21 protein-coding genes are annotated in these 22,325 nt (G+C 75.2%); 14 read left to right on the top strand and 7 right to left on the bottom strand.

Features of this window, described 5'->3' with window-relative positions; genetic code table 11:
- The first annotated feature begins 2 nt into the window (after positions 1-2).
- The 13 genes from J3P29_RS00105 to cydB all read left to right on the top strand — a co-directional run bounded on the left by J3P29_RS00105 (position 3) and on the right by cydB (position 14,189).
- Positions 3-902: an anchored repeat-type ABC transporter permease subunit gene (locus tag J3P29_RS00105; RefSeq protein WP_349239795.1), complete on the top strand. Its 900-nt coding sequence runs from the start codon at positions 3-5 to the stop codon at positions 900-902.
- Between the two features lie 4 nt (positions 903-906).
- Positions 907-2,232, top strand: coding sequence for a PKD domain-containing protein (locus J3P29_RS00100; protein ID WP_210490937.1), 1,326 nt, complete (start codon positions 907-909; stop codon positions 2,230-2,232).
- On the top strand, positions 2,229-2,807 hold the full coding sequence (locus J3P29_RS00095) for a hypothetical protein (protein ID WP_210490936.1): 579 nt from the start codon (positions 2,229-2,231) through the stop codon (positions 2,805-2,807). Before J3P29_RS00100 ends, J3P29_RS00095 begins: the two co-directional genes overlap by 4 nt.
- Positions 2,808-2,900: 93 nt before the next feature.
- Positions 2,901-4,247 (top strand): proline dehydrogenase family protein, encoded by a 1,347-nt coding sequence (locus J3P29_RS00090; RefSeq protein ID WP_210490935.1) that lies wholly within the window; start codon positions 2,901-2,903, stop codon positions 4,245-4,247.
- A complete protein-coding gene (locus J3P29_RS00085) occupies positions 4,244-5,797 on the top strand; it encodes an aldehyde dehydrogenase family protein (protein ID WP_210490934.1) in 1,554 nt (517 codons plus the stop codon). The genes J3P29_RS00090 and J3P29_RS00085 overlap by 4 nt, the downstream gene beginning before the upstream one ends.
- A 141-nt stretch (positions 5,798-5,938) precedes the next feature.
- Positions 5,939-7,006, top strand: a complete 1,068-nt coding sequence (locus tag J3P29_RS00080; RefSeq protein WP_210490933.1) for a zinc-dependent alcohol dehydrogenase — start codon at positions 5,939-5,941, stop codon at positions 7,004-7,006.
- A 29-nt stretch (positions 7,007-7,035) separates the two neighbouring features.
- Positions 7,036-8,574, top strand: a complete 1,539-nt coding sequence (locus tag J3P29_RS00075) for an aldehyde dehydrogenase family protein (protein ID WP_210490932.1) — start codon at positions 7,036-7,038, stop codon at positions 8,572-8,574.
- Between the two features lie 13 nt (positions 8,575-8,587).
- Positions 8,588-9,133 (top strand): GNAT family N-acetyltransferase, encoded by a 546-nt coding sequence (locus J3P29_RS00070; protein WP_210490930.1) that lies wholly within the window; start codon positions 8,588-8,590, stop codon positions 9,131-9,133.
- A 106-nt stretch (positions 9,134-9,239) separates the two neighbouring features.
- Positions 9,240-9,644, top strand: coding sequence for a hypothetical protein (locus J3P29_RS00065; protein ID WP_210490929.1), 405 nt, complete (start codon positions 9,240-9,242; stop codon positions 9,642-9,644).
- 153 nt (positions 9,645-9,797) lie between these two features.
- Entirely contained in the window at positions 9,798-10,097 is a 300-nt protein-coding gene (locus J3P29_RS00060) for a hypothetical protein (RefSeq protein WP_210490928.1), read from the top strand.
- Between the two features lie 57 nt (positions 10,098-10,154).
- On the top strand, positions 10,155-11,390 hold the full coding sequence (locus J3P29_RS00055) for an FAD-dependent oxidoreductase (protein ID WP_210490927.1): 1,236 nt from the start codon (positions 10,155-10,157) through the stop codon (positions 11,388-11,390).
- 270 nt (positions 11,391-11,660) lie between these two features.
- Positions 11,661-13,100, top strand: a complete 1,440-nt coding sequence (locus J3P29_RS00050; protein WP_210490926.1) for a cytochrome ubiquinol oxidase subunit I — start codon at positions 11,661-11,663, stop codon at positions 13,098-13,100.
- 33 nt (positions 13,101-13,133) lie between these two features.
- Positions 13,134-14,189 carry a cytochrome d ubiquinol oxidase subunit II gene (gene cydB, locus J3P29_RS00045; protein WP_210490925.1) on the top strand — a complete coding sequence of 352 codons (1,056 nt, stop codon included), beginning with the start codon at positions 13,134-13,136 and terminating at the stop codon, positions 14,187-14,189.
- A 207-nt stretch (positions 14,190-14,396) separates the two neighbouring features.
- On the opposite strand, the gene J3P29_RS00040 is transcribed toward cydB, so the two are convergent.
- Both J3P29_RS00040 and J3P29_RS00035 read right to left on the bottom strand, forming a co-directional pair.
- Positions 14,397-16,082, bottom strand: coding sequence for a GAF domain-containing sensor histidine kinase (locus tag J3P29_RS00040; protein WP_210490924.1), 1,686 nt, complete (start codon positions 16,080-16,082; stop codon positions 14,397-14,399).
- Positions 16,083-16,283: 201 nt separating this feature from the next.
- Entirely contained in the window at positions 16,284-17,153 is an 870-nt protein-coding gene (locus tag J3P29_RS00035; RefSeq protein WP_210490923.1) for a universal stress protein, read from the bottom strand.
- Between the two features lie 171 nt (positions 17,154-17,324).
- Between J3P29_RS00035 and J3P29_RS00030 the strand changes: the two genes are divergently transcribed.
- Positions 17,325-17,993, top strand: coding sequence for a response regulator transcription factor (locus tag J3P29_RS00030; RefSeq protein WP_210490922.1), 669 nt, complete (start codon positions 17,325-17,327; stop codon positions 17,991-17,993).
- A gap of 9 nt (positions 17,994-18,002) precedes the next feature.
- Here J3P29_RS00030 and J3P29_RS00025 read toward each other — a convergent pair whose 3' ends face one another.
- The 5 genes from J3P29_RS00025 to J3P29_RS00005 all read right to left on the bottom strand — a co-directional run bounded on the left by J3P29_RS00025 (position 18,003) and on the right by J3P29_RS00005 (position 22,041).
- Complete coding sequence (locus J3P29_RS00025) at positions 18,003-18,368, bottom strand: VOC family protein (protein ID WP_210490920.1); 366 nt, start codon at positions 18,366-18,368, stop codon at positions 18,003-18,005.
- 103 nt (positions 18,369-18,471) lie between these two features.
- Positions 18,472-19,251: an amino acid ABC transporter ATP-binding protein gene (locus J3P29_RS00020; RefSeq protein WP_210490919.1), complete on the bottom strand. Its 780-nt coding sequence runs from the start codon at positions 19,249-19,251 to the stop codon at positions 18,472-18,474.
- Positions 19,248-20,129 (bottom strand): amino acid ABC transporter permease, encoded by an 882-nt coding sequence (locus tag J3P29_RS00015; RefSeq protein WP_210490918.1) that lies wholly within the window; start codon positions 20,127-20,129, stop codon positions 19,248-19,250. Before J3P29_RS00015 ends, J3P29_RS00020 begins: the two co-directional genes overlap by 4 nt.
- Positions 20,130-20,144: 15 nt before the next feature.
- Positions 20,145-21,008, bottom strand: coding sequence for an ABC transporter substrate-binding protein (locus J3P29_RS00010; protein WP_210490917.1), 864 nt, complete (start codon positions 21,006-21,008; stop codon positions 20,145-20,147).
- Between the two features lie 277 nt (positions 21,009-21,285).
- Complete coding sequence (locus J3P29_RS00005; RefSeq protein ID WP_210490916.1) at positions 21,286-22,041, bottom strand: type 1 glutamine amidotransferase domain-containing protein; 756 nt, start codon at positions 22,039-22,041, stop codon at positions 21,286-21,288.
- Between the last annotated feature and the right edge of the window lie 284 nt (positions 22,042-22,325).

The following is a 22,325-nucleotide window of genomic DNA, read 5'->3' as shown; positions in this document are numbered from 1 at the left end:
CCGTGGCGTCCGTGGCGGGCTTCCTCGCGGAGCCGTGGGACCACGCGTTCATGGTGCGGGCGCTGCTCGTGTCCGTGATGTCGGGCGTCGTCTGCGGCGTCGTCGGCGTCTTCGTCGTGCTGCGCGGGATGGCGTTCATCGGCGACGCCGTGGCGCACGCCGTCTTCCCCGGAGTCGCGATCGCGTTCGTGCTGCACGTGGACCTCGTCCTCGGCGGGGCCGTCGCGGGTCTGGCGACGGCGCTGGCGATCGCGCTCGTCGCGCAGAACCGGCGGCTGAAGGAGGACACCGTCATCGGCGTCTTCTTCGCCGCGGCGTTCGGCCTGGGAATCGTCGTCCTCAGCAGCGCCCCCGGGTACAGCGGCTCCCTCGAGTCGTTCCTGTTCGGGCAGATCCTCGGCATCTCGACGCGGGACGTGTGGACGGTCGCCGTCGCGGGCGCGCTGCTGCTGCTCGCCACGGGGGCGCTGCACCGCCCGCTCGTGGCCGTGACGCTCGACCGCGAGACGGCGCGGGCCGCCGGCCTGCCGGTGATGGCGCTCGACCTGGCGCTCTACGCGATGGTCACCGTGGCGATCGTCATCTCGCTGCAGGCCGTCGGCAACATCCTGGTGCTCGCGCTGCTGATCACGCCGGCGGCGTGCGCGCGCCTGCTGACCGATCGCCTGTGGGTCATGACGCTCCTGGCCCCGGCGATCGGCGCCGGCTCGTCCCTCGTCGGGCTGTACCTGTCCTACGGGCTGAACCTGGCCGCCGGCGGCCTGATCGTGCTCGTGGCGACCGGCGTCTTCGTCCTCTGCGCCGTCCTCGGGCCGCGCCACGGCCTGGTCGGACGCCGACGGCGCACGTCGGCGGCGTCCGACCCCGACCCCGTCGCCGTCCCGGCCGGCACGGCCGGGTGACGGCGTGCGGCCGCGGACCCTCGCCGCGGCGGCGGCCCTGGTCGCCGCCGCGACCGCGACGCCGGCCCCGGCCGGCGCGCAGGTCGTCGTCGAGGTCGGTGGGCGCACCGCGACGATCGCCCCCGAGAGGATCGCCGTCGAGGCCGACGTCGCCAGCGCCGACTGGGGCGGCCCGGCGCTCGGCGTGCGCCGCGACGGCCTCTCGTTCCGCAAGCTCGTCGTGCTGGCCGGGGGCGACCCGGACGGCGTGCGGACGGTGACGGCGCATGCCCCGTCCGGGGTGCTGACGCTGGACGGCGACGACCTCGGCGAGCCGCCGCCGTTCGGTCGCGGCCCGGCCGTCCCGCCTGTCGTCTGGGCCGACGACGACGGCGTGCACGCGCTGCGGGCGGCCGGCGCCGGCACGGCCACGGCGCGACTCGACGCCCCCGCCGGCGCGGCCGTCCGGGTGGTGGTCGCAGGCGGCGAGCGGATCGCCGTCACCGCCGACGTGACGCCGCGCCGCGTCGCGGTGGGGGAGGACGTGCGCCTCGTCGCCCGCGCGGACGCCGCGCCGCCGGGGGCCCGCTTCCGCTGGCACCTCGGCGACGGCGTCCACCGGGACGGCCGCGAGCTGACGCACCGGTTCCGGCGGGCCGGCCGCCACGAGGTGTTCGTGACCGTCACGGCCGGCGCGCTCTCCGGCGCCTCGGCGGCACGGACCGTGACCGTCGGCGCCGTGCCGGCGACCCCGGCGCCGCGGGACGAGCGGCCCGCGAGCGCGGGTTCCGCGGGACCGGGCGGGGGCCCGGCCGGCGCGCGGCGTCGGGGCCGCGGCGGAGCACGAGCGCGAGCCGGCGACGGATCGTCGACCGGAGGCTCCGGCCGCGACGGGTCCGCCGCGCCGAACGGGCGGGCGCCCGCCGCGTCGGCTCGGCCGTCCGCGGGGTGGCGGCGCGGCGGTGGGCCGACGCCGGCACCGGATCATCGGCCGGGGCAGCGCGGCGGCGGGCCGCGAGCCGCATCCCGAGGGGACGGCGCAGCGCGCTCGGGACCGGGCACCGTGAGCGGGACCGTGCTCGCGGGCCCCGACGCGGCCGGAGCGTCCGCGGGTGCGGCCGCGCCCCCGGACGCCTCCGTCGCACGCCCCGCCAGCGAGGACGCCGTGACGGGCGCCGACGCGACGGCCGTGCCGACGTGGAGGCGCCCCGTCGTCGCCCTCGGCGCCGCGCTCGGTCTCGCGGCGCTGGCCGGCGTGGTGGCGGAGGCCCGGGCGGGCCGGGGGCCGGACCGGCGGCGACGCCGGTGGTCGTCCTCCCGCCAGGCCCCGACGACGGCCGGCCCGCGATGAGCGCCCGTGCTCCCGTCAGCCGTGCCCGGGCGCTCGCCGCCGCGCGCGCCGACCCGGGCGGCCGGGCCGCCGTCGCCGCGCTGCTCGAGGCGCAGTTCCACCACCTGGGGCGGGACGCCGCGCATCCGGACGGCAACGTCCTGCGCCGGCTCGGCTTCCGCCGCGAGGCCGCGCCGCCCGGCCGCCGCCGTGCGGTCACGCGGTACGTGCGCTCGGGCCCGGACGACGTCGTGGCGCTGTGGCCGTTCGCGCTCTGCGTCGCCGACGGCGACGGCACCGTCCTCGTGCCGCGGCGCGGACGCGCGTCGTGGTCGCCCCTGGCCGCGCGCCCCGACGTGCACGATCTCGACGGGCTCCACGCCGTCCGCCAGGCGGCCCGCCCGTGCGGCGCGCGGGGCCTGTCGCGCGTGTGCGCCTGGCTGGGCGGGCACGAGCGCGCCGTCGCCGCGCTCGTCGGCACGGGACACCGCGCCCCCGCCGAGGCCCGATCCCGCGCGGCGCCGGGCGACCCGTACGACCTGGCGGACGCGTGGACGCTCCACGCCGTCGCGCTCGCGACCGCCGGCGGCGACTGAGCCGCGCTCCCTGCGACAGCTGTCGCAGCGCGGTCCCCCCAGACGCGCCGCACGGCCGCAGATCGCCGCCCGCCGCCCGAGGATCATGCCGCCATGGCGACCACCCTCGAACCCGCGCCCGACCTGGCGCCGGCGATCGACCGCGTCGGCCGTCGGCTGGCGGCCGCGCTGCCCTCGGGCCGCACCCCCAAGGCGCTGGCCGAGCGCGCCCTGATGGGCCGGCTGATGGACGATCCCGCGCTGCGCGCCGCGATCTTCCGCTTCGTCGACGTGCGCCCCGCGTGCCGCGACGAGCGCGACGTGGCCCGGCACCTGGGCGAGCTGCTGGCGCAGGCCGAGGGCTCGGCCCTCGGGCAGCGCGGCGCCCGCATGGCCACGCGCCGCACCACCCGCGCGGCCACGGCCGGCGTCGCGGCGCTCGGCGTGCGCGGCATGGCGCACCGCTTCATCGTCGGCGAGGACGCGGCGTCGTCCGTGCCCGGGGTCGAGAAGCTGTGGCGCTCCGGCGCGGCGGCGACCGTCGACCTGCTCGGCGAGACGACGGTGACCGAGGCCGAGGCGGACTCGTACGCCGCACGGTGCGCCGAGACGCTGCGCACGCTGCAGGCCGCCGCGGCGCGCTGGCCGTCGCAGCCGCTGCTCGAGCGCGACGCCGCCGGCCCGATCCCGCGGGTCAACCTGTCCGTGAAGGTCTCGGCGCTCACGCCGCACCTGCACCCCAACGACCCCGAGCGCGGCATCGCCGGCGCCGCCGACCGCCTGCGCGGCCTGCTGCGCGTGGCCCGCGACACCGGCGCGCACCTGCACGTCGACATGGAGTCGTTCGACACCCGCGAGGCGATCACCGAGCTGACGCTGCGCCTGCTGTCCGAGCCCGAGTTCCGCGCCGGGCCGTCCGCGGGCATCGTGCTGCAGGGCTACCTCGTGGAGTCCCCCGACCACCTCGAGCGGCTGCTGGACTGGGCGCAGGCGCGCGACGCCGAGCAGCCGTTCACGATCCGCCTGGTCAAGGGCGCCTACTGGGACCACGAGATGATCGAGGCCGCGCGCCACGGCTGGTCCTCGCCCGTCATCGACGGCCGCCGCGCCTGCGACCGCAACTACGAGGCGCTCTCGCGGCGGCTCATCGACGCGACCGCCACCGGCAAGGTCCGCGCGGCGATCGCGTCGCACAACCTGCGCTCGATCGCGCACGCCGCGGCCTACGCCGACGCGCGCGGGGCGGACATCGAGTTCCAGGTGCTGCGCGGCCTGGGCGACGACACGCTGAAGGCCCTGGTGGCCGACGGCCGGCGCGTGCGCTGCTACTGCCCGCTCGGCGACATCGTCGCGGGCATGTCCTACCTCGTCCGCCGCCTGCTCGAGAACACGAGCAACGACTCCTTCCTGAGCGCCCAGGCCAGCGGCGCCGACATCGACACCCTCCTGGAGGCGCCGTGAGCATCACGCCGTTCATGAACGAGCCCGCCCTCGAGCTGCGCCGCGCCGAGGTGCGCGCCCGCGCGACCGCGGCGCTCGAGGCCCTCGACGCCCGTCTGCCGCTCGACGTCCCCGTCCTGATCGGGGCCGACGAGCGCGCCGGCGAGGCGTTCGACTCCGTCGACCCGGCGCAGCCGTCGCGCGTCGTCGCCCGCGTGCAGGGCGCGTCCGCGGCGCAGGCCGACGAGGCCGTCCGCGTCGCGACCGCCGCGCAGCCGGCGTGGGCCGAGCGCACGCACCACGAGCGCGCCGAGATCGTCCGCCGGGCCGCCGCCCTGCTGCGCTCGCGCCGGCTCGAGGCCGCGGCGCTCGCTCTGCGCGAGTGCGGCAAGCCGTGGGCCGAGGCGGACGCCGACGTCGGCGAGGCGATCGACTTCCTCGAGTACTACGCCCTGTCCGCCGCGGCGCTGGACGACGGCCGCCCGCTGCTGCAGATGCCGGGCGAGCGCAACGCGCTGCGCTACGTCGGCCGCGGCGTCGCCGCCGTCATCGCGCCGTGGAACTTCCCGCTCGCGATCCCGACGGGCATGGTCTCGGCCGCGCTCGTCACCGGCAACGCCGTCGTGCTCAAGCCGGCCGAGCAGTCGCCGGCCTGCGGCGACCTGATCGTCCGCACCCTGCACGACGCCGGCGTGCCGCGCGACGTGCTGCACCTGCTGCCCGGCGGTGACGAGCCGGGGCGCGCGCTCGTCGCCCACCCGCTCGTCCACACCATCGCGTTCACGGGCTCGTGCGCCGCGGGCCTCTCCATCCTCTCCGAGGCCGCGAAGGTCGGGCCCGAGCAGGGGCACCTGAAGAAGGTCGTCGCCGAGATGGGCGGCAAGAACTGCATCATCGTGGACGCCGACGCGGACCTCGACGACGCGGTGCCGGGCATCCTGAAGTCCGCGTTCGCGTTCGCCGGCCAGAAGTGCTCGGCGGCGTCGCGGGTGCTCGTCCACGAGGCGATCGCGGACGAGCTGGTCGCGCGCCTGAAGGGCGCGGTCGACACGCTCGTCGTCGGACCGCCCGAGGCGTTCGGCACCGACGTCCCGCCGGTCATCGACCCCGAGGCGCAGGAGCGGATCGCCCGCTACACGCAGCTCGGCGGCACCCCGGCCGCTACCGTCGACGTGCCCGAGGAGGGCTTCTACGCCGCGCCGGCGCTCTTCGTCGACCTGCCGAAGGACTCGCCCGTCGTCACGGACGAGATCTTCGGGCCGGTCCTCTCCGTCGAGCGCGTGCGCGACGTCGACCACGGCCTGCAGGAGATGGAGCGCTCGCGGTTCGCCCTGACCGGCGGCCTGTACTCGCGCAGCCCCGCGACGATCGCGGCGGTCGAGCGCCGCGCGCCCGTGGGCAACCTGTACGTCAACCAGCCGTGCACGGGCGCCATGGTCGGCCGCCAGCCGTTCGGCGGCGGACGCCTGTCCGGCACGGGGCCGAAGGCCGGCGGCCCGGACTACCTGCTGCAGTTCGTCGAGGCGCGCTCGGTCAGCGAGGACACCGTCCGGCACGGGGTGCTGGGCTAGTCCCCGCCGGGGCCGGCCGCCGCGGCCGGCCCCACCCGCGCGAACTACGGATGCCGGTCGCGCAGCCCGCCCGGATGCCGCGACGCGCTCGGCGCGGGAGGCTGGGGCTCCTCGTCATCGAGCCCACCCCTGGAGTCCGCCATGAAGGCCGCCGTCGTCCACAGCTTCACCGAGCCCCTCGTCGTCGAGGACGTGCCCGTCCCCGAGCCCGGGGCCGAGCAGGTCCTCGTCCGGGTCGAGGCGTCCGGCCTGTGCCACACGGACATCCACGCCGCCCACGGCGACTGGCCGGTCAAGCCCGAGCCGCCGTTCATCCCGGGCCACGAGGCGGTCGGCATCGTCGAGAAGGTCGGGCCGGGCAACGCGCACGGCCTCGAGGTCGGCATGCGCATCGCCGTCCCGTGGCTGGGCTACGCCTGCGGCGACTGCCGCTACTGCAACTCCGGGCGCGAGACGCTCTGCGAGCAGCAGCTGAACACGGGCTACGCCATCGACGGCGGGTTCGCCGAGCACCTCGTCGCCTACGCCCGCCACGCGGTGATCGTGCCCGACGGCATCGACCCGCTCGACGCGGCCCCGCTCACGTGCGCCGGCGTGACGACGTACAAGGCCGTGAAGGAGTCCGGCTGCACGTCCTCCAGCCGCGTCGCGATCTTCGGCGTCGGCGGCCTGGGCCACATGGCGCTGCAGTACGCCCGCATCACCGGCGCGTCCGTGATCGCGGTCGACCTGAACGACGAGCGCCTGGAGACGGCGAAGGCCCTCGGCGCCGAGCACGTCGTCAACCCGCGCAAGGAGGACCCGATCGAGGCGATCCAGGCCCTCGGCGGCGCGGACGCGGCGATCGCCACCGCGGTCAGCCCGAAGGCGTTCGAGCAGGCGCTCGGCTCCCTCGCCCGTGGCGGCACGCTCGTGTGCGTCGGCCTGCCCGCCGACAACGGCATGGAGATCCCGATCTTCGAGACCGTCCTCGGCGGCCTGAGCGTCAAGGGCTCGATCGTCGGCACGCACCAGGACCTCGTCGAGGTCTTCGAGCTGCACCGCCGCGGCCTGACGAAGGTCGAGCGCACCGAGTGCCACCTCGACGACGTCAACGAGGCGATCGCGTCCGTCCTGGACGGCAGCGCCGGCGCGGCCCGCACGGTCTTCGACCTGCGCGACGCGGACGGGCGCGCCGCCGCCACCACCGCCGCGGCCGCGACCGCGTAGCCGCGGGGATCGATCCGAAGGAGCACACCATGGCCACCGTCGAGCGCACCGCCTTCGCCGCGCCGGGCACCCCCGGGAGCCCCGTCACGGTGCGGGAGCGCTACGGCAACTACATCGGCGGCGCGTTCGTGCCGCCGGTCGACGGGCGCTACCGCGCCAACCGCACGCCCGTCACCGGCGAGGTGATCTGCGAGGTCGCCGACTCGACGCCCGCGGACGTCGAGGTGGCGCTCGACGCCGCGCACGCGGCGAAGGACGACTGGGCCCGCCGGTCGCCGGCGGAGCGCTCCGCCGTGCTGAACGCCGTCGCCGACGCGATGGAGGCGCACCTCGAGGAGCTCGCGGTGGCCGAGAGCTGGGACAACGGCAAGCCGGTCCGCGAGACGCTCGCCGCCGACGTGCCCCTGGCGATCGACCACTTCCGCTACTTCGCCGGCGTGATCCGCGCGGAGGAGGGGTCGATCAGCGAGATCGACGCGCAGACGTACGCGTACCACTTCAAGGAGCCGCTGGGCGTCGTCGGGCAGATCATCCCGTTCAACTTCCCGCTCCTGATGGCGGCGTGGAAGATCGCCCCGGCCCTGGCCGCCGGCAACTGCACGGTGGTCAAGCCGGCGAGCCCGACGCCGTGGTCGATCCTGAAGCTCTGCGAGATCATCGGCGACGTCGTCCCGAAGGGCGTGCTCAACGTCGTCAACGGCCCCGGCGGGTCGATCGGCGAGGCGCTCGCGACGAATCCGCGCATCGCGAAGATCGCGTTCACGGGCTCGACCGAGATCGGCCAGCGGATCATGCGCTACGCGGCGGACCGCCTGATCCCGTCGACGACCGAGCTGGGCGGCAAGTCGCCGAACGTCTTCTTCGCCGACGTGATGGACGCCGACGACGCGTTCCTCGACAAGGCGATCGAGGGCCTGGTCCTCTACGCGTTCAACAAGGGCGAGGTCTGCACCTGCCCGTCCCGCGCGCTGATCCAGGCGTCGATCTACGACCGCTTCATGGCCCGCTGCCTGGAGCGCATCGCCGCGATCGTGCAGGGCGACCCGCTCGACCCGGCCACGCAGATCGGCCCGCAGGTGTCCGACCACCAGCGCGAGACGATCGAGCGCTACGTGGCGATCGGCCGGGACGAGGGCGCCGAGGTGCTCATCGGCGGCGAGCGCCCGCAGCTCGACGGCCCGCTGGCGGACGGCGCGTTCTACGCCCCGACCGTGCTGAAGGGCGACAACGGCATGCGGGTCTTCCAGGAGGAGATCTTCGGGCCCGTGCTGGCGGTCACGACGTTCGAGGACGAGGCGGACGCGATCCGCATCGCCAACGACACGATCTTCGGCCTGGGCGCCGGCGTCTGGACCCGCGACGGCTCGCGCGCGTTCCGCGTCGGCCGGGCGATCCAGGCCGGACGCGTGTGGACGAACTGCTACCACGTGTACCCGGCGGGCGCGGCGTTCGGCGGCTACAAGGCGTCCGGCGTCGGGCGCGAGACGCACAAGATGATGCTCGACCACTACACGCAGACGAAGTGCCTGCTCGTCTCATACGACGACGGGCCGCGCGGGCTGTTCTAGCCTGCCGGGCACCATGAGCGTGGACGCCCCGATCATCCTCCGCGACGGCAGCCGGGCGGTGCTCCGCCCGGTGCGCCCGGACGACGAGCCGCGGCTGCTCGAGCTGCTGCGGCACGTCACCGGCGAGTCCCGCTGGCTGCGCTTCTTCACCGCCGGGCCCAACCTGACGGCGGCGGCGCGCAACGACGCCCACGCGGGCGACCACGGGGGCTTCGGCGTGCTGGCGCTGCGGCCGGAGACCGAGGAGCTCATCGGGCACGGGACGTACGTGCCGCTCGGCGCGGGCGCCGCCGAGATCGCCTTCGAGGTGGCCGACGGGCACCACCGCCTGGGCATCGGGACGGCGCTCCTGCGGCAGCTCGTCGACGAGGCGCGCCATCGCGGCATCGTCCGTCTGGTCGCCGAGGTGCAGCCGAGCAACCGCGACATGATCGACATGCTCTCGACGTCCGGGCTGCTCGTGCAGCGCAGCACCGTGGACGGGGTGGCGCACTTCGAGCTGCCGATCGACCCGAACGCCCGGGTCGACGGCCCCGCGTCGGCGCCGCTGCCCGGCTGATCCGGCGACCCCGCGGGGCGGGCGGCCGTCCCGCGCTTGACCCGCCCCGGCGGCGCCCGTAGGGTGCCGCCGCGCGGTCCGGACGGGCCGCGGGCGAGGAGCAGCGGTGCAGCAGCGCGCAGACCCGACGCCGGCGGCCGCCACCCGGTCGCGGCACGAGACGTGGACGGCCGGGCAGGAGCTGGCCGCCCGGTGGCAGCGCGCGCTCGAGCGGCGGCGGCGCACGCCCGACGGCGCGGCCGACGCCGAGCTGGCCGCCTGCGCCGACGACGCGGCGGCCTTCGTGGCCCGGGCGCGCGCCGCCGGCCTGGCGTGGGTGCCCTCGCCGCTCGGCGAGGGGCTGCCCGGGCCGCCGGCCGTCCGCACCGACCGCGTCCGTCGGCGTCCGTCGCGCCCGGCCGTCGCGGCCGCCCGCGAGGACCTGCGCTCGGCGCTGCGCGCCCGCGACCTGGAGCGCCTGGAGCGGGCGTTCCGCGCCCTCGCGGGCGTGCTGCGCGAGCCCGACGCGTGACGCGTCGCACCCTCGCGGACCGATCGCGTCCGCGCGCGACCGCTCCGGGTCGATCACCCGTTGGGAGGAACGGCGTTCGGGATGCGGCCGGTCGTCCTAGGTGACACCATCGCCCCTCGTCGGCGCGCGCAGTCGCCCGCCGGCCGCTCACCCATGGTCACGATCAAGCACACCATCGACGAGGCGATCGCCGCCATCGAGGCGTTCCGCGAGGGCGTCGACGATCGCGCCAACCGCGAGTTCGAGATCGCCCTGATGAACCTCGAGAACGCCAAGATGCGCGCCACCCGCGGCATCGCGATGCGCGCCGGGCTGTTCGACGAGATCGACCTGCAGACCCCCGAGGGGCTCGACCAGGCGATGAAGCGCGCCGCGGTCCTCGCCGGCATCCCCGTCGACGACGACGTCGACCCCCGCGAGCACGTCGCGGCGGACGGCGACCACGCCGGCTGAGCGGGCGCAGACCGCCGTTCCTGGCCCTCCCCGGCCGGGACGCGTAGCCTGGCGGACATGGCCGACGCTCGCCCTGTCCGTGTCGTGGTCGCCGGCGGCGGGATCGCCGCGGTGGAGCTGCTGCTCGCGCTGCGCTCCGTCGCGCGCGACGCCGTCCGGGCGACGGTCGTCTCGCCGCGGCCCTCGCTGCACCTGCGGCCCGAGTCGGTGTCCGAGCCGTTCACCCAGGCGTCGCGCCACTACGACCTGCAGGCGCTGACCACCGCCCTGGGGGCCGAGCTCGTCACCGGCGCCGTGCGGGCCGTGAAGCCGGGCGAGAAGGTCGTCGACCTGGGCGAGCGCGAGCTGCCGTACGACGAGCTGGTCCTGGCCCCGGGCGCCCGCACCGAGGCGGCGGTCGCGCACGCCACGACGTTCACCGCCGAGCACGCGGACGACCTGCACTGGACGGTCCGCGAGCTCGAGGACGGCACGGTTCGCCACGTCGTGTTCGTCGCCCCGCCCGGCTCGTACTGGACCCTGCCGCTGTACGAGCTGGCGCTGATGAGCGCCCGGCGCGCCGCGGGGATGGACGCCGAGGGGGGCGCCGTCACCGTGGTCACCCACGAGAGCGCCCCGCTCGAGGTCTTCCGGGGCGCGGGCTCCGCCGCCGTCGCGTCGCTGCTCGAGGACGCCGGCGTGCGCGTGCTGACCGGCCGCACCGTCGCCAGCCGCGAGAGCCACGCGCTCGTGCTGCACGGGGACGAGCGCCTGCCCGCCGACCGCGTGGTCGCGCTGCCGCGGCTGTACGGCCCGCCCATCCAGGGCCTGCCGCTCGACGAGCACGGCTTCGTGCGCGTGGACCCGTCGTTCGCGGTCGAGGGGGTCGCCGACGTCCACGCCATCGGGGACGGCGCCGCCTACCCGCTCAAGCAGGGCGGACTGGCGACGCAGCAGGCGGACGCCGTGGCGACCGTCATCGCCCGCCGCGCCGGGCTGGACGTGCCCGAGCTGGCCTTCGCCGGGCGCCTGCGCGCGACCCTGTGGACGGGCGAGGCCCCGCTCTACCTGTCCGGGCGCGTCGAGGGCGGCGAGATCGTCGACACGCAGGTCTCGCACCGCTCCCCGTGGTGGCCGGCCCAGAAGGTCGCGGGCGCGCGCCTGGCCCCCTTCCTGGCGGACGTGGACGAGCTCGGGCTGGAGCAGGCCGTCGCCCGCATCCCGGCGGGCGTCGCCGACCCGGAGGCCGAGCACCGCATCCTCGCGTCCGAGGGCGACCCGGGCGTCGAGCTGCTCGGCGGCGACGAGGACTGAGCCGCCCGTCGCGGCGCCCCCGACGGGCGCCGCGGACCGCGGACCCGTGCCGGCCACCCGCCGCACGGCGCCCCGCCCCGGCGCCGGACGCCGCTCGTCCGGCCCCCTCCGGGCTGGACCGCAGAACCCCCGCGACCCGGTCCCGTAGTTCCCCGCACCGGCGCACGGCACGCCCCCGATGGAACCGAGACGGCCCGTTCGTACCGTGGATGACGCCCGACGTACGCCGGGTCCGACCCCTTCTCGCCCCCCCTTCCGGGAACGCTGCCCATGCTCCTCGAACTCGCACGCTGGCAATTCGCCTTCACCACCGTCATCCACTTCATCTTCGTCCCGCTGACGATCGGCCTCTCGGGGATCGTCGCGGTCATGCAGACCAAGTGGGTCCGTACAGGCGACGAGCAGTACAAGCGCATGACCCGCTTCTGGGGCAAGCTGCTGCTCGTCAACTTCGCGATCGGCATCGCGACCGGCATCGTCCAGGAGTTCCAGTTCGGGATGGCCTGGAGCGCGTACTCGCGCTACGTCGGTGACGTCTTCGGCGCCCCGCTCGCGATGGAGGGCCTGGCGGCGTTCTTCCTGGAGTCGACGTTCCTCGGCCTGTGGATCTTCGGCTGGGACCACCTGCCGAAGAAGCTGCACCTCGCCTCGATCTGGCTCGTCTTCATCGGCACGAACCTGTCGGCCTTCTTCATCCTCGCCGCCAACGGCTGGATGCAGAACCCGGTCGGCTACAAGATCGACCCCGAGACCGGCAACGCCGTCCTGACCTCGATCTGGGCCGTCCTCTCCAGCCCGACCGCGCTCTTCGCCTACCTGCACACGATCCCGGCCGCGATCCTGACCGCCGCGGGCCTGATCGCCGGCATCTCGATCTGGCACCTGTCCCGCAAGCCCGGCCACGAGACGGCGTTCTTCCGTCGCTCGCTCGACTGGGGCCTGCGCACGATGCTCGTCACCGCGGTCCTGACGATGGTCGTCGGCCACTTCTTCGGCCAGTACATGACCGAGAAGCAGCCCATGAAGATGGCCGCCGCCGAGGCGCTGTACGACACGGAGAAGGGCGCCGGCCTGTCGCTCATGAACATCTCGCCGTTCGAGAAGAAGCCGGAGCGCACGCACTTCGAGATCAAGATCCCGAAGCTCACGTCCTTCATGGCGACGAACGACCCGAACGGCACCGTCAAGGGCATCAACGACCTGCAGCGCGAGGCCGTCGCGAAGTACGGCCCGGGCGAGTACTACCCGACCGTCGGCATCACGTACTGGTCCTTCCGCCTGATGATGGGCTTCGGCATCTTCATGTTCGCCTTCGCCGCCGCGGGCCTGTGGGTCATGCACCGCTCGAAGGCCGGCATCGAGGGCCTGACGCAGAAGACCTGGTTCCGTCGCCTGGCGCTGTTCGGCCTGGCCGCCGGCTTCCTCGGCCACGCGTTCGGCTGGATCTTCACCGAGGTCGGCCGCCAGCCGTGGGTCGTCACCGGCCTGCTGAAGACCGAGGACGCGGTGTCGAAGCTCGGCGTCTCGACCATGGTCATCTCGCTCTCGGTGTTCGTGGGGCTCTACCTGATCATCTGCTTCATCGAGTTCCGGCTCTTCGCCCGCCTGGCCGTCAAGGGCCCCGAGGGCAGCGACGCCCCGCCGACCGACGGCGCGGACTCCACCAACCCCAACCCCGAGCGCGAGCGCGTCCCCGCCCTCGCCTACTGACCCCCCGACCCGCGAACGCGACCGGATCTCCTCATGGATCTCCCGACTCTCTGGTTCCTCCTCATCGCCGTCTTCTGGGCCGGCTACCTCGTCCTCGAGGGCTTCGACTTCGGCGTCGGCATGCTGCTGCCGGTGCTGGCCAAGAAGCCCGAGGAGCGCGACGCGATGGTGCGCACCTTCGGCCCCGTCTGGGACGGGAACGAGGTGTGGCTGCTCGTCGCCGGCGGCGCCACCTTCGCCGCCTTCCCCAACTGGTACGCGTCGATGTTCAGCGCGCTCTACCTGCCGCTGCTGATCCTCCTCGTGTCCCTGATCGTGCGGGTGCTCGCCATCGAGTACCGCCGCAAGCAGGAGAACGACCCCGTCTGGACCGCCCGCTGGGACTGGGCGCTGGCGATCTCGTCGCTGCTCGCCCCGGCCATGGTCGCCGCCGCGCTGGCCAACGTGGTCCGCGGGATCAAGATGGACGCCAACTCGGACTACACCGGCTCGTTCTTCGACCTGCTCAGCCCCTACGCGCTGCTCGGCGTCGTCGCGGTCCTCGCCCTGTTCCTGCTCCACGGCGCCACGTTCCTGGGCCTGCGGACGGAGGGCGTGCTCCGTGAGCGCAGCCGCCGCTTCGCCCTCGGGATCTGGCCGGTCGCGACCGTCCTCGTCGCCGCCTTCGGCCTGTGGTCGCTGCTCGGCCAGGGCGACGGCATCGCCGTCCTGGGCGTCGTCGGGGTCCTGATGGCGGTCGCGGGCCTCGTCGGCTCGGGCCTGGCCCTGCTGAAGGACAACGAGGCCATCGCGTTCGCCGGCACCGTGCTGACGATCGTCGGCGCCGCGGTCCTGCTCTTCGCCCAGCTGTGGCCCAACGTCCTGCCCTCGACGGGCGACCCGGCCGGCACGCTGACCGTCGCCGAGGCCGCCTCGTCGCACTACACCCTGAAGGTCATGACCTGGGTCGCGGTCCTCATCGCGCCGGTCGTCTTCCTCTACCAGGGCTGGTCGTACTGGATCTTCCGTCACCGCATCACCTCGGACGGGTTCTCGACGGCGAAGTCGCCGCTCGACGCCCTGAAGCAGAGGGCCGCCCACGAGGGCTGATCGGTGAGGAGGCCCCGTGGTCGGTCGGGGGGCCGACCACGGGCGGTGCGGGTGCGGGGGATCCTCGGAGATCCCGCACCGCGCATCGAGCTTGCGAGGGGCGTGCCGGGGGGCGCGCCCCTCGTCGCGTTCCGCCGACGTCCGCGGCCGTGCGCGGCGCGACGACGGAAGGACGCGGGGACGGGCCCGACCGGGCCGGCGCCGGCGTCAGCGGGCCAGGCGCGCGAGCGGCAGCCGCGCCCGCAGCACCGTGCCGACGGTCGCGCCGGGCTCCAGCGTCAGCTCGCCGCCGGCCAGACGCGCCCGCTCGCGCATGCCGGTGACGCCGAACCCGGCGCGCGCCTTCAGCCGCGCCGCGTCGACGCCGCGCCCGTCGTCCCGGACGGCCACGACCAGGTCCGGGTCCTCGGGCCGCACCTCGACGACGACGCGCTGCGCCTCGGCGTGCTTGACGACGTTCGTCAGCGCCTCCTGCACCAGCCGGTACACCGTCGTCTCGGACTCGGGGCCGAGCGTCCGCGCGCCCTCGCCGCCGGGCAGCTCGATGGCGACGTCGATCTGCAGGCCGCTCGTGGCGCCGACGTCCCGCGCGAGGCTCTCGAGCGCCGGCTGCAGGCCGAGCTCGTCCAGCGCCGCGGGGCGCAGCTCGGTGATCAGGGTGCGGAGCTTGCGGATCTCGAGGCCGACCTGGTCGAGGACGTCGTGGACGGCGTCGGCCAGATGGGCGTCGGCGCCCTGGCGCAGCGCCGTCGACAGGCGCACCTGCAGGCCGGCGAGGCCCTGCAGCGTCTCGTCGTGCAGCTCGCGGGCCCACCGGCGGCGCTCCTGCTCGGCGCTGTCCAGCGCGTCGCGCAGCCGCTGCTCGCCGACGGTCTGGGCGGTGGCGACGGCCGTCGCGGCGCTCGCGGCGAACGCGCGCAGCAGCTCCTCGTCCTTCGGCGTGAAGCCGTCGTCGCTGTCCAGGCGGTCGAACGCCGACAGCACGCCGAGGTTGCGGCCGCGGAAGACGAGCGGGACGAGCAGGGCGGTGCGGGCGTCGCCGATGCCGAACGTCGACGGGTCGCGCTCGAGGGCCTGCGTGGTGACGCGGCGCGGCTGTCCGTCGCGCAGCACGGCGCCCTGCGTCGAGCCCGCGATCGGCAGGCGCTTGCCGGACGCGGCGCCGTCGGAGACGCCGGCGGCCGCGGCGACGACCAGGTCCTCCCCGTCGGGCAGCGAGATCACCATCGTCCGCGCGTCGACGAGCGCCCGGCCGCGCTTGACGATCAGCTCGAGCACGCGCTCGAGCTCGGTCTCGGCGCCGATGGCCCGCGCGATGGCGGTCGTCGCGGCCAGCCCCTCGTTGAGCTGCTCGAGCTCGTCGTGGCGGCTGCGCAGGCGCGCGTACAGGTTGGAGTTCTCGACGGCGACGGCGGCCCAGTCGGCCAGGATGACGAGCGCCTCCTCGTCGGCGGCGTCGAACGGCTCGCCGCCCTCCTTCTCCGTCAGGTAGATGTTGCCCCACGCGGCGCCGCGCACGACGATCGGCACGCCCAGGAACGTCGTCATCGGCGGGTGGCCGGCGGGGAAGCCGAACGACCGCGGGTGCGACTGCAGGTCGTCCAGGCGCAGCGGCTCGGGCTCGTTGATGAGCACGCCGAGGATGCCGCGCCCGTGCGGCAGGTCGCCGATCGCGCGGTGGGTCGTGTCGTCCACGCCGCGGGTGAGGAAGCGGGCCAGCAGCTCGCGGCGCTCGTCCAGGATGCCGAGGGCGGCGTAGCGGGCGCCCGTCAGCTCCTGCGCGGCGACGAGGATCTCGTCCAGCAGCGTCTCCGGGTCCAGCTCGGACACGAAGGATCGGCCGACCGCGATCAGGCGGCGTAGGCGGTGGTCGTCGAGCTCCTGGACAGCCATTGGGGGGGTCGGCCCCGGAGGGGGGACGTGGCCGACGCAGGCAGTGTGACGGATCGCGCGGGCACGTGCACGGCGTTTACGCCGTCGGAGGCGCGGCGCGCCGCGGGGGCTCGGGACGGGGCGTCGGGGGCGCGGGCGGGACCGCCGTCGCGGGGCGCCGACGGCGCCGGGGAGCGGACGCCGTCCGCTCCCGGGCGGGGCCTAGGCGGCCGCGGGCTCGGGGCGCAGGCCCGGCGCGGCGACCGGCACGCGCGCGCCCTCGGGCATGACGAGCACGGCGCAGCGGGCGCGGCGCACGACCTTCGTGCTCACGCTGCCCAGCAGCAGGCGCAGCACGGCCCCCTGGCCGCGCGAGCCCAGGACGAGCAGGTCGACGTCGCGGCCGAGCGACAGCGCCTCGTGCACCGGGTCGCCCTGGTGCAGCTGGCGGTGCACGCGCCGCACGGCCGGCAGGTCGGCGGTGGCGGCGGCCAGGGCCGCCCGCGCTCCGGCCCGCGCGTCCCCCGACAGGCCGGCGTCGGCGAAGGCGGCGCGGTCGTGCCGGGTGTCGACGACGGCCAGGACGGTCAGCGCCGCGTCGTGGCCCTGCGCCAGCTCCGCCGCGCCGCGCACGACGCGCTCGCCGGCGGGCGTGCCGTCGAACATGACGCCCAGGCGGTCGAGGCGCGCCGGGGGCTCGTCCGGCGCGACCGCCACGGCGCAGGGCGCGCCGTGCAGGGTCGCCTCGGAGTTCGAGCCCAGCAGCACGTGGCCGGCCCCGCGCCGCCGGCTCGAGCCGACGACGATCAGGTCGCACATCGTCTCGGCGGCGATCCGGTGCAGGCCGCGCGAGACCGAGGACGCGGCCGGGGCCACGTACTCGACGTGGCCGCGGTGGCCCAGCAGCGCGCGGGCGTGATCGAGGTGCGCGGTGGCGTCGGCCGGCGCGGCGACGCCCAGACCGCGACGCGTCGCGGGCACGACGCTCGCGACGATGAGATCGGCGCCCGGTCCCGCCAGGCGGTGGGCCAGGCGCAGTGCGCTGACCGATGCGGGCGTGCCGTCGAAGCCGACCAGAACCCGGGTGAACATGACGCTCCTCGCAGAAGGGATGATCCGAAGGTAGGCGTCCCACGCGCCCGGGGCATCGGGCGTTTCCCGCAGACCGATCCCCGCGGGATCCCGCACCGTAGTTTCCCCGGACGACCCTCGCGGGCCGCTCCGGTGGCGGACGGGGCGACGCGGCGGGTAGCGTGTGGAGGGATGTCCTCCTCTGCCGGCCCCGTCACGCGCGTCGCCCTGGCCGACGATCACGCGATCGTCCGCAGCGGGCTGCGGCTCGTCCTGGACGCCGAGCCGGATCTGGAGGTCGTCGCCGAGGCCGGCGACGTCCCGGCCGCGCTGCGCGCCGTCCGCGCCCACAAGCCCGACGTGCTCGTGCTCGACCTGAACATGCCCGGCGAGCCCAGCCTGCCGGCCATCCCGCAGCTGCTCGAGGCCGCGCCCGGGCTGCGCATCGTCGTGCTGACGATGCAGCAGGACCCGGCGTTCGCCCGCGAGGCCCTGCGCAACGGCGCTCTCGGCTACGTGCTGAAGGAGGCCGCCGACGCGGAGCTGGTGCAGGCCGTGCGCATGGCGCTCGAGGGCCAGACGTACCTGCACCCCTCGCTCGGCGCCCGCATCGCCGCCGCGCCGGTCGAGACCGGCCCGCCGGACGACCTGACGCCGCGCGAGATGGAGGTCCTGCGCCTGATCGCCCTGGGCCACACGAACACGGCGATCGGCGAGCAGCTCTTCCTCTCCGTCCGCACGGTCGAGTCCCACCGCGCGCACATCCAGCAGAAGCTGCGCCGGTCCTCGCGCGCCGAGCTCGTCCGCTACGCCCTGGACCACGGCCTGCTCGAGCCGAGCAAGCCGTCGCCCGGCCGGTAGCCGCCCGCGTCAGCGCGGCGGCAGCTGCTGCGCCGCCCAGCGGTTGCCGTCGGGGTCGGCGAAGAAGACGAAGCGTCCCCACGGGAAGTCCTCGACGGGGGACGCGTCGACGCCGCGGTCGACCAGCCACGCCCGCGTGGCGTCCGCGTCGGCCACGACGACCTGCAGGCCACGGATCGATCCGGGCTCGGCGTCCGTGATCCCGCGGCCGAGCGCGATCGAGCACGCCGACCCCGGCGGGGTCAGCTGCACGAACCGCAGGTCGTCCGAGATCACGTGGTCGTGGTCGGCGTGGAAGCCGGCCCGCTCGTAGAAGGCCTTGGCGCGGTCGACGTCCGTGACGGGGACGGCGACGAGCTCGAGCTTCATCTCCATGGTGCTGCTCCGGGACGGGCCGCCCCCGATGGGCGGCCGGTGCGGACACCGTAGGCCGGCCTGCGGCCACATCGTGGCCGCTTTGCGCCGGTCGTGCGGGCGGCTACGGCTGCTGCGCGGACAGCAGCCGCTGGAGGAAGCGCTTCGTCTCCTCCTGCTGCGGCGCGGTGAACAGCTGCTCCGGCGTCCCGCGCTCGACGATGCGGCCCTCGTGGAGGAAGCAGACCTCGTCGGCGACCTCGCGGGCGAAGCTCATCTCGTGCGTGGTGATGACCATCGTCATCCCCTCGCGCTTGAGCTCGCGCACCACCTCGAGCACCTCGCCGACGAGGAGCGGATCCAGCGCGCTGGTGATCTCGTCGAGCAGCAGCGCGCGGGGCCGCGTGGCGAGCGCGCGGACGATCGCCACGCGCTGCTGCTGGCCGCCGGACAGGCGGTCGGGGAACTCGCCCTCGCGGCCGCCCAGACCGAACCGCGTCAGCAGCTCGCGCGCCCGCTCCTCGGCCTCGCGCCGCGCCACGCCGTGCACCTTCGCGGGCGCGAGCACGACGTTGTCCAGGACGGACAGGTGCGGGAACAGGTTGAAGCTCTGGAAGACCAGGCCGAGCCGGCGGCGTGCGTCGACGACCCGCACGGACGGGTCGGTGATGACCTGCCCGTCGACGAGGACGTCGCCGTCGTCGATCTCCTCGAGCAGGTCCACGCAGCGCAGCAGCGTCGACTTGCCCGACCCGGACGCGCCGATCAGCACGACCGCCCGGTGCTCGTGGACGGCCAGGTCGACGCCGCGCAGCACGGGCGTCTCGCCGTAGCGCTTCGTGACGCCGCGCAGCTCCAGGACGGGCGTGCCGTCGGCGGGCGGGACGGTCGGGTCGGTGCTCACGCCGGGGCCCCCGCGTTCTGGCGCACCCGGCTGCGGTGCTGCATGTAGTCCACCAGCCGGGCCAGCGGGATCGTCACGCACAGGTAGAGCAGGGCGGCGGCGATCAGCGGCGTGTAGTTGAACTGCTCGGCGGCCGAGATCTGCGCGATGCGGAACGCCTCCTGCGGGCCGAGGATGCCGACGATCGCCACGTCCTTCTGCAGGGCGATGAAGTCGTTGAGCAGCGGCGGCACCACGCGGCGCACGGCCTGCGGCAGCACGACGTGGCGCAGCGCCTGCGACTCGGACAGGCCGAGGGCGAGCGCGGCGGAGCGCTGCGCGGGGTGGATCGAGTCGATGCCCGAGCGGAAGACCTCGGCGACGTACGCGGAGTACGACAGCGTCAGGGCGATCGCCCCGCAGACGAGCGGGTCGGTCGGCACGCCGGTCAGCTCCAGGGCGGGCAGGCCGAAGCCGAACAGGTAGACGAGCAGGATCGTCGGGATGCCGCGCAGCACGTCGGTGAAGACCGTCGCGACGAGCCGCAGCGGGAAGAGCACCGGCGCGCGGGTGCTGCGCAGGACCGCGATCAGCAGGCCCAGGACCAGCACCCCGAGCTCGATGATCACGAACAGCTTGACGTCGAGCCAGAAGCCCCCGAGCACGTCGGGGAAGTGCTTCGAGAACTGGTCCGTGTCGAAGAACGTCTCGCGGACGTTCGGCCACCCCGGGCTGGTGAGCAGGACGGCCGCGAGGCCGCCGAGCACGACGATCGTCGCGACGACGGCGACGAGGACGTCGCGGCGGGCGCGCCGGCGCTTGGCGGCGGCGCGCACCTCGCGCCGCGACGGGGCCGTCGCGGCGTCCGGCGCGCCGGCGGGGCTCGGGGTGGTCGACATCCGGGGCGCGGCCGCCTACTGCAGGGTGGGGACGTCCGCGCCGCCGCCGAGCCAGCGGTCGGTGATCTTCTCGAGCTCGCCGTTCTGCCGCAGCGACTCGATGGCGTCCGACACGCAGGCGGTCAGCGACGAGCCCTTCTTCAGCACGGCGCCCCAGCGGTCGCCGCCCGGGGCCTCGAACTGGCCCAGGATCGACGCGCCCTCGACCTGCGCGCCCGTCAGGTAGAACGCCGTCGGCAGGTCGACCACGACCGCGTCGACCTGGCCCTGCTTCAGCGCGGTGACGACATCGTTGGAGGTGTCGAACACCTTCGGGTCCTTCGTCGGCTTCACCGACGCCGAGACCGCCTTCAGGCTGGTGGTGCCGATCTGCACGCCCAGCTGCGCCTGGCGCAGCGCGGCGAACGTCGCGTCCTTCAGCTTCGAGCCCTTCGGCACGACGACGGCCTGCGGGGCGGTGAAGTACTCGTCCGAGAAGTCGACGGCCTTCTGGCGCTCGGGCGTGATCGAGATCTGGTTGAGGTCGAAGTCGAAGCGCTTCGGGCCCGGGGCGTAGGAGGAGTTGAACGACTCCGTCTTCCACGTGACCTCGTTCTTCGCGAAGCCGAGCTCGTCCGCGATCGCGTAGCCGACGGCGCTCTCGAAGCCCTTGCCGTTGCTCGGGTCGTCGTCCTCGAAGTACGGCGGGTACGCCGGCTTGTCGGTCGCGATCGTCAGCTTGCCGCCGGTGACCAGGTCGAGCTGGTCCTTCTGGCAGGCCTGCGCCGACGCGGTGGTCGTCGGCGTGGAGGAGGACTCGTCCTTCGGCTCGCCGCACGCGCTGACGGCGAGAGCGGCGGGGACGAGGAGCAGCGCGGCGAGCGCACGGGATGGGTTCATGGGAGAGGGCGGTCGATCGGGGACCGGCGGCGGAGCGGCACGGGGGCGTGCGGCCGCGGTCCGATGAGCGACCAGGAAGGGTACCGCCGCCGAACGCCGGTTCGGGCGCCGGCGGACGGGTGGACGGTATGTCGGACGGGGCGGGCGCCGGGTAGCCGGCGTGCGGTCGCCCGCCGCCGCAGGTCGCCGGGCCGGTGCCGGGCGAGGCCGGCGCGTGCCGCGGCACGCCTGCGGTCGGACGACCCGATGGCGGGCGGAGGGCGTCGCGCCGCGCGGGCTACTCCTCGGCGTCGGCGGCCTCGGCCGCCTCCTCCTCGGCGCGGCGGCGCTCCTCCAGCAGCGCGACGATGCGGTCGGCGACGGGCTGCGAGGACGCGGGATTCTGGCCGGTGATCAGGTTGCGGTCCTCGATCACGAAGGGGGCCCACGGCTCGCCGTACTCGAACTTCGCACCGCCGTCGCGCAGGCGATCCTCGAGCAGCCAGACGACGGTCTCGCCCAGGCCGGCCTGGTGCTCCTCCTCGTTCGTGAACGCGGTGAGGGTGCGGTCGGCGAAGGGCCAGGAGCCGTCGCCGCGACGCGCGGCGAGGAGCGCGGCGGGGCCGTGGCAGACGGACGCGACGATCTTCGCGTCGTCGTCGAGCATCGTGGTGAGGATCCGGCCGGTCGTGTCGTCGACCGCCAGGTCCTCCATCGGCCCGTGGCCGCCGGGGACGAAGACGACGTCGAACTCGTGCGGATCGATCCCCTCGAGCTTGGCGGGCGCCGTCAGCTGCAGGCCGATCGCGTTGAGCTCGTCGCGCAGCTCGCGGACCTTCTCCTCGTCGCCGTCGTTGGCCTCGGGCGCCAGGCTGCCCTCGTCGACCTTCGGCTCGGCGCCGCCGGGCGTGGCGATGGTGATGTCGTAGCCGGCCTCGTGGAACGCCCGGTACGGCGCGACGAGCTCCTCGGCCCAGAACCCGGTCGGGTGCTTCGTGCCGTCGACGAGGGTCAGGTGGTCGGCGGCGGTGAGGACGATCAGGACGTGGGTCATGCGGGGTCCTCCGGGAGGGACGGGGATGGCTGGCGCGGTCGCCGCGCCGGGACGCCCGCGGAGCGGGTGCGCGGGACGCGGCGGGGAACGGCGAACGTAGCAACCGGCGGGCGGCGGCCCGTGACGCGTGGCGGATCGGTGCGGCGCTACGACCCGGATCCGCCGGGCGGGGCGGCGGCGGGGCGAGGCGAGACGGCCGGGGCGGGGTCGGGGTTGGGGGGGGGGGGGGGGGGGGGGGGGACGTGGGCGGGCGAACCAGGAGGGCGCGGAGCACCACGGGGTGC

It is taken from the genome of Patulibacter sp. SYSU D01012, assembly GCF_017916475.1.
Lineage (GTDB): Bacteria > Actinomycetota > Thermoleophilia > Solirubrobacterales > Solirubrobacteraceae > Patulibacter.
This window is presented reverse-complemented; position numbering and strand designations above follow the sequence as displayed.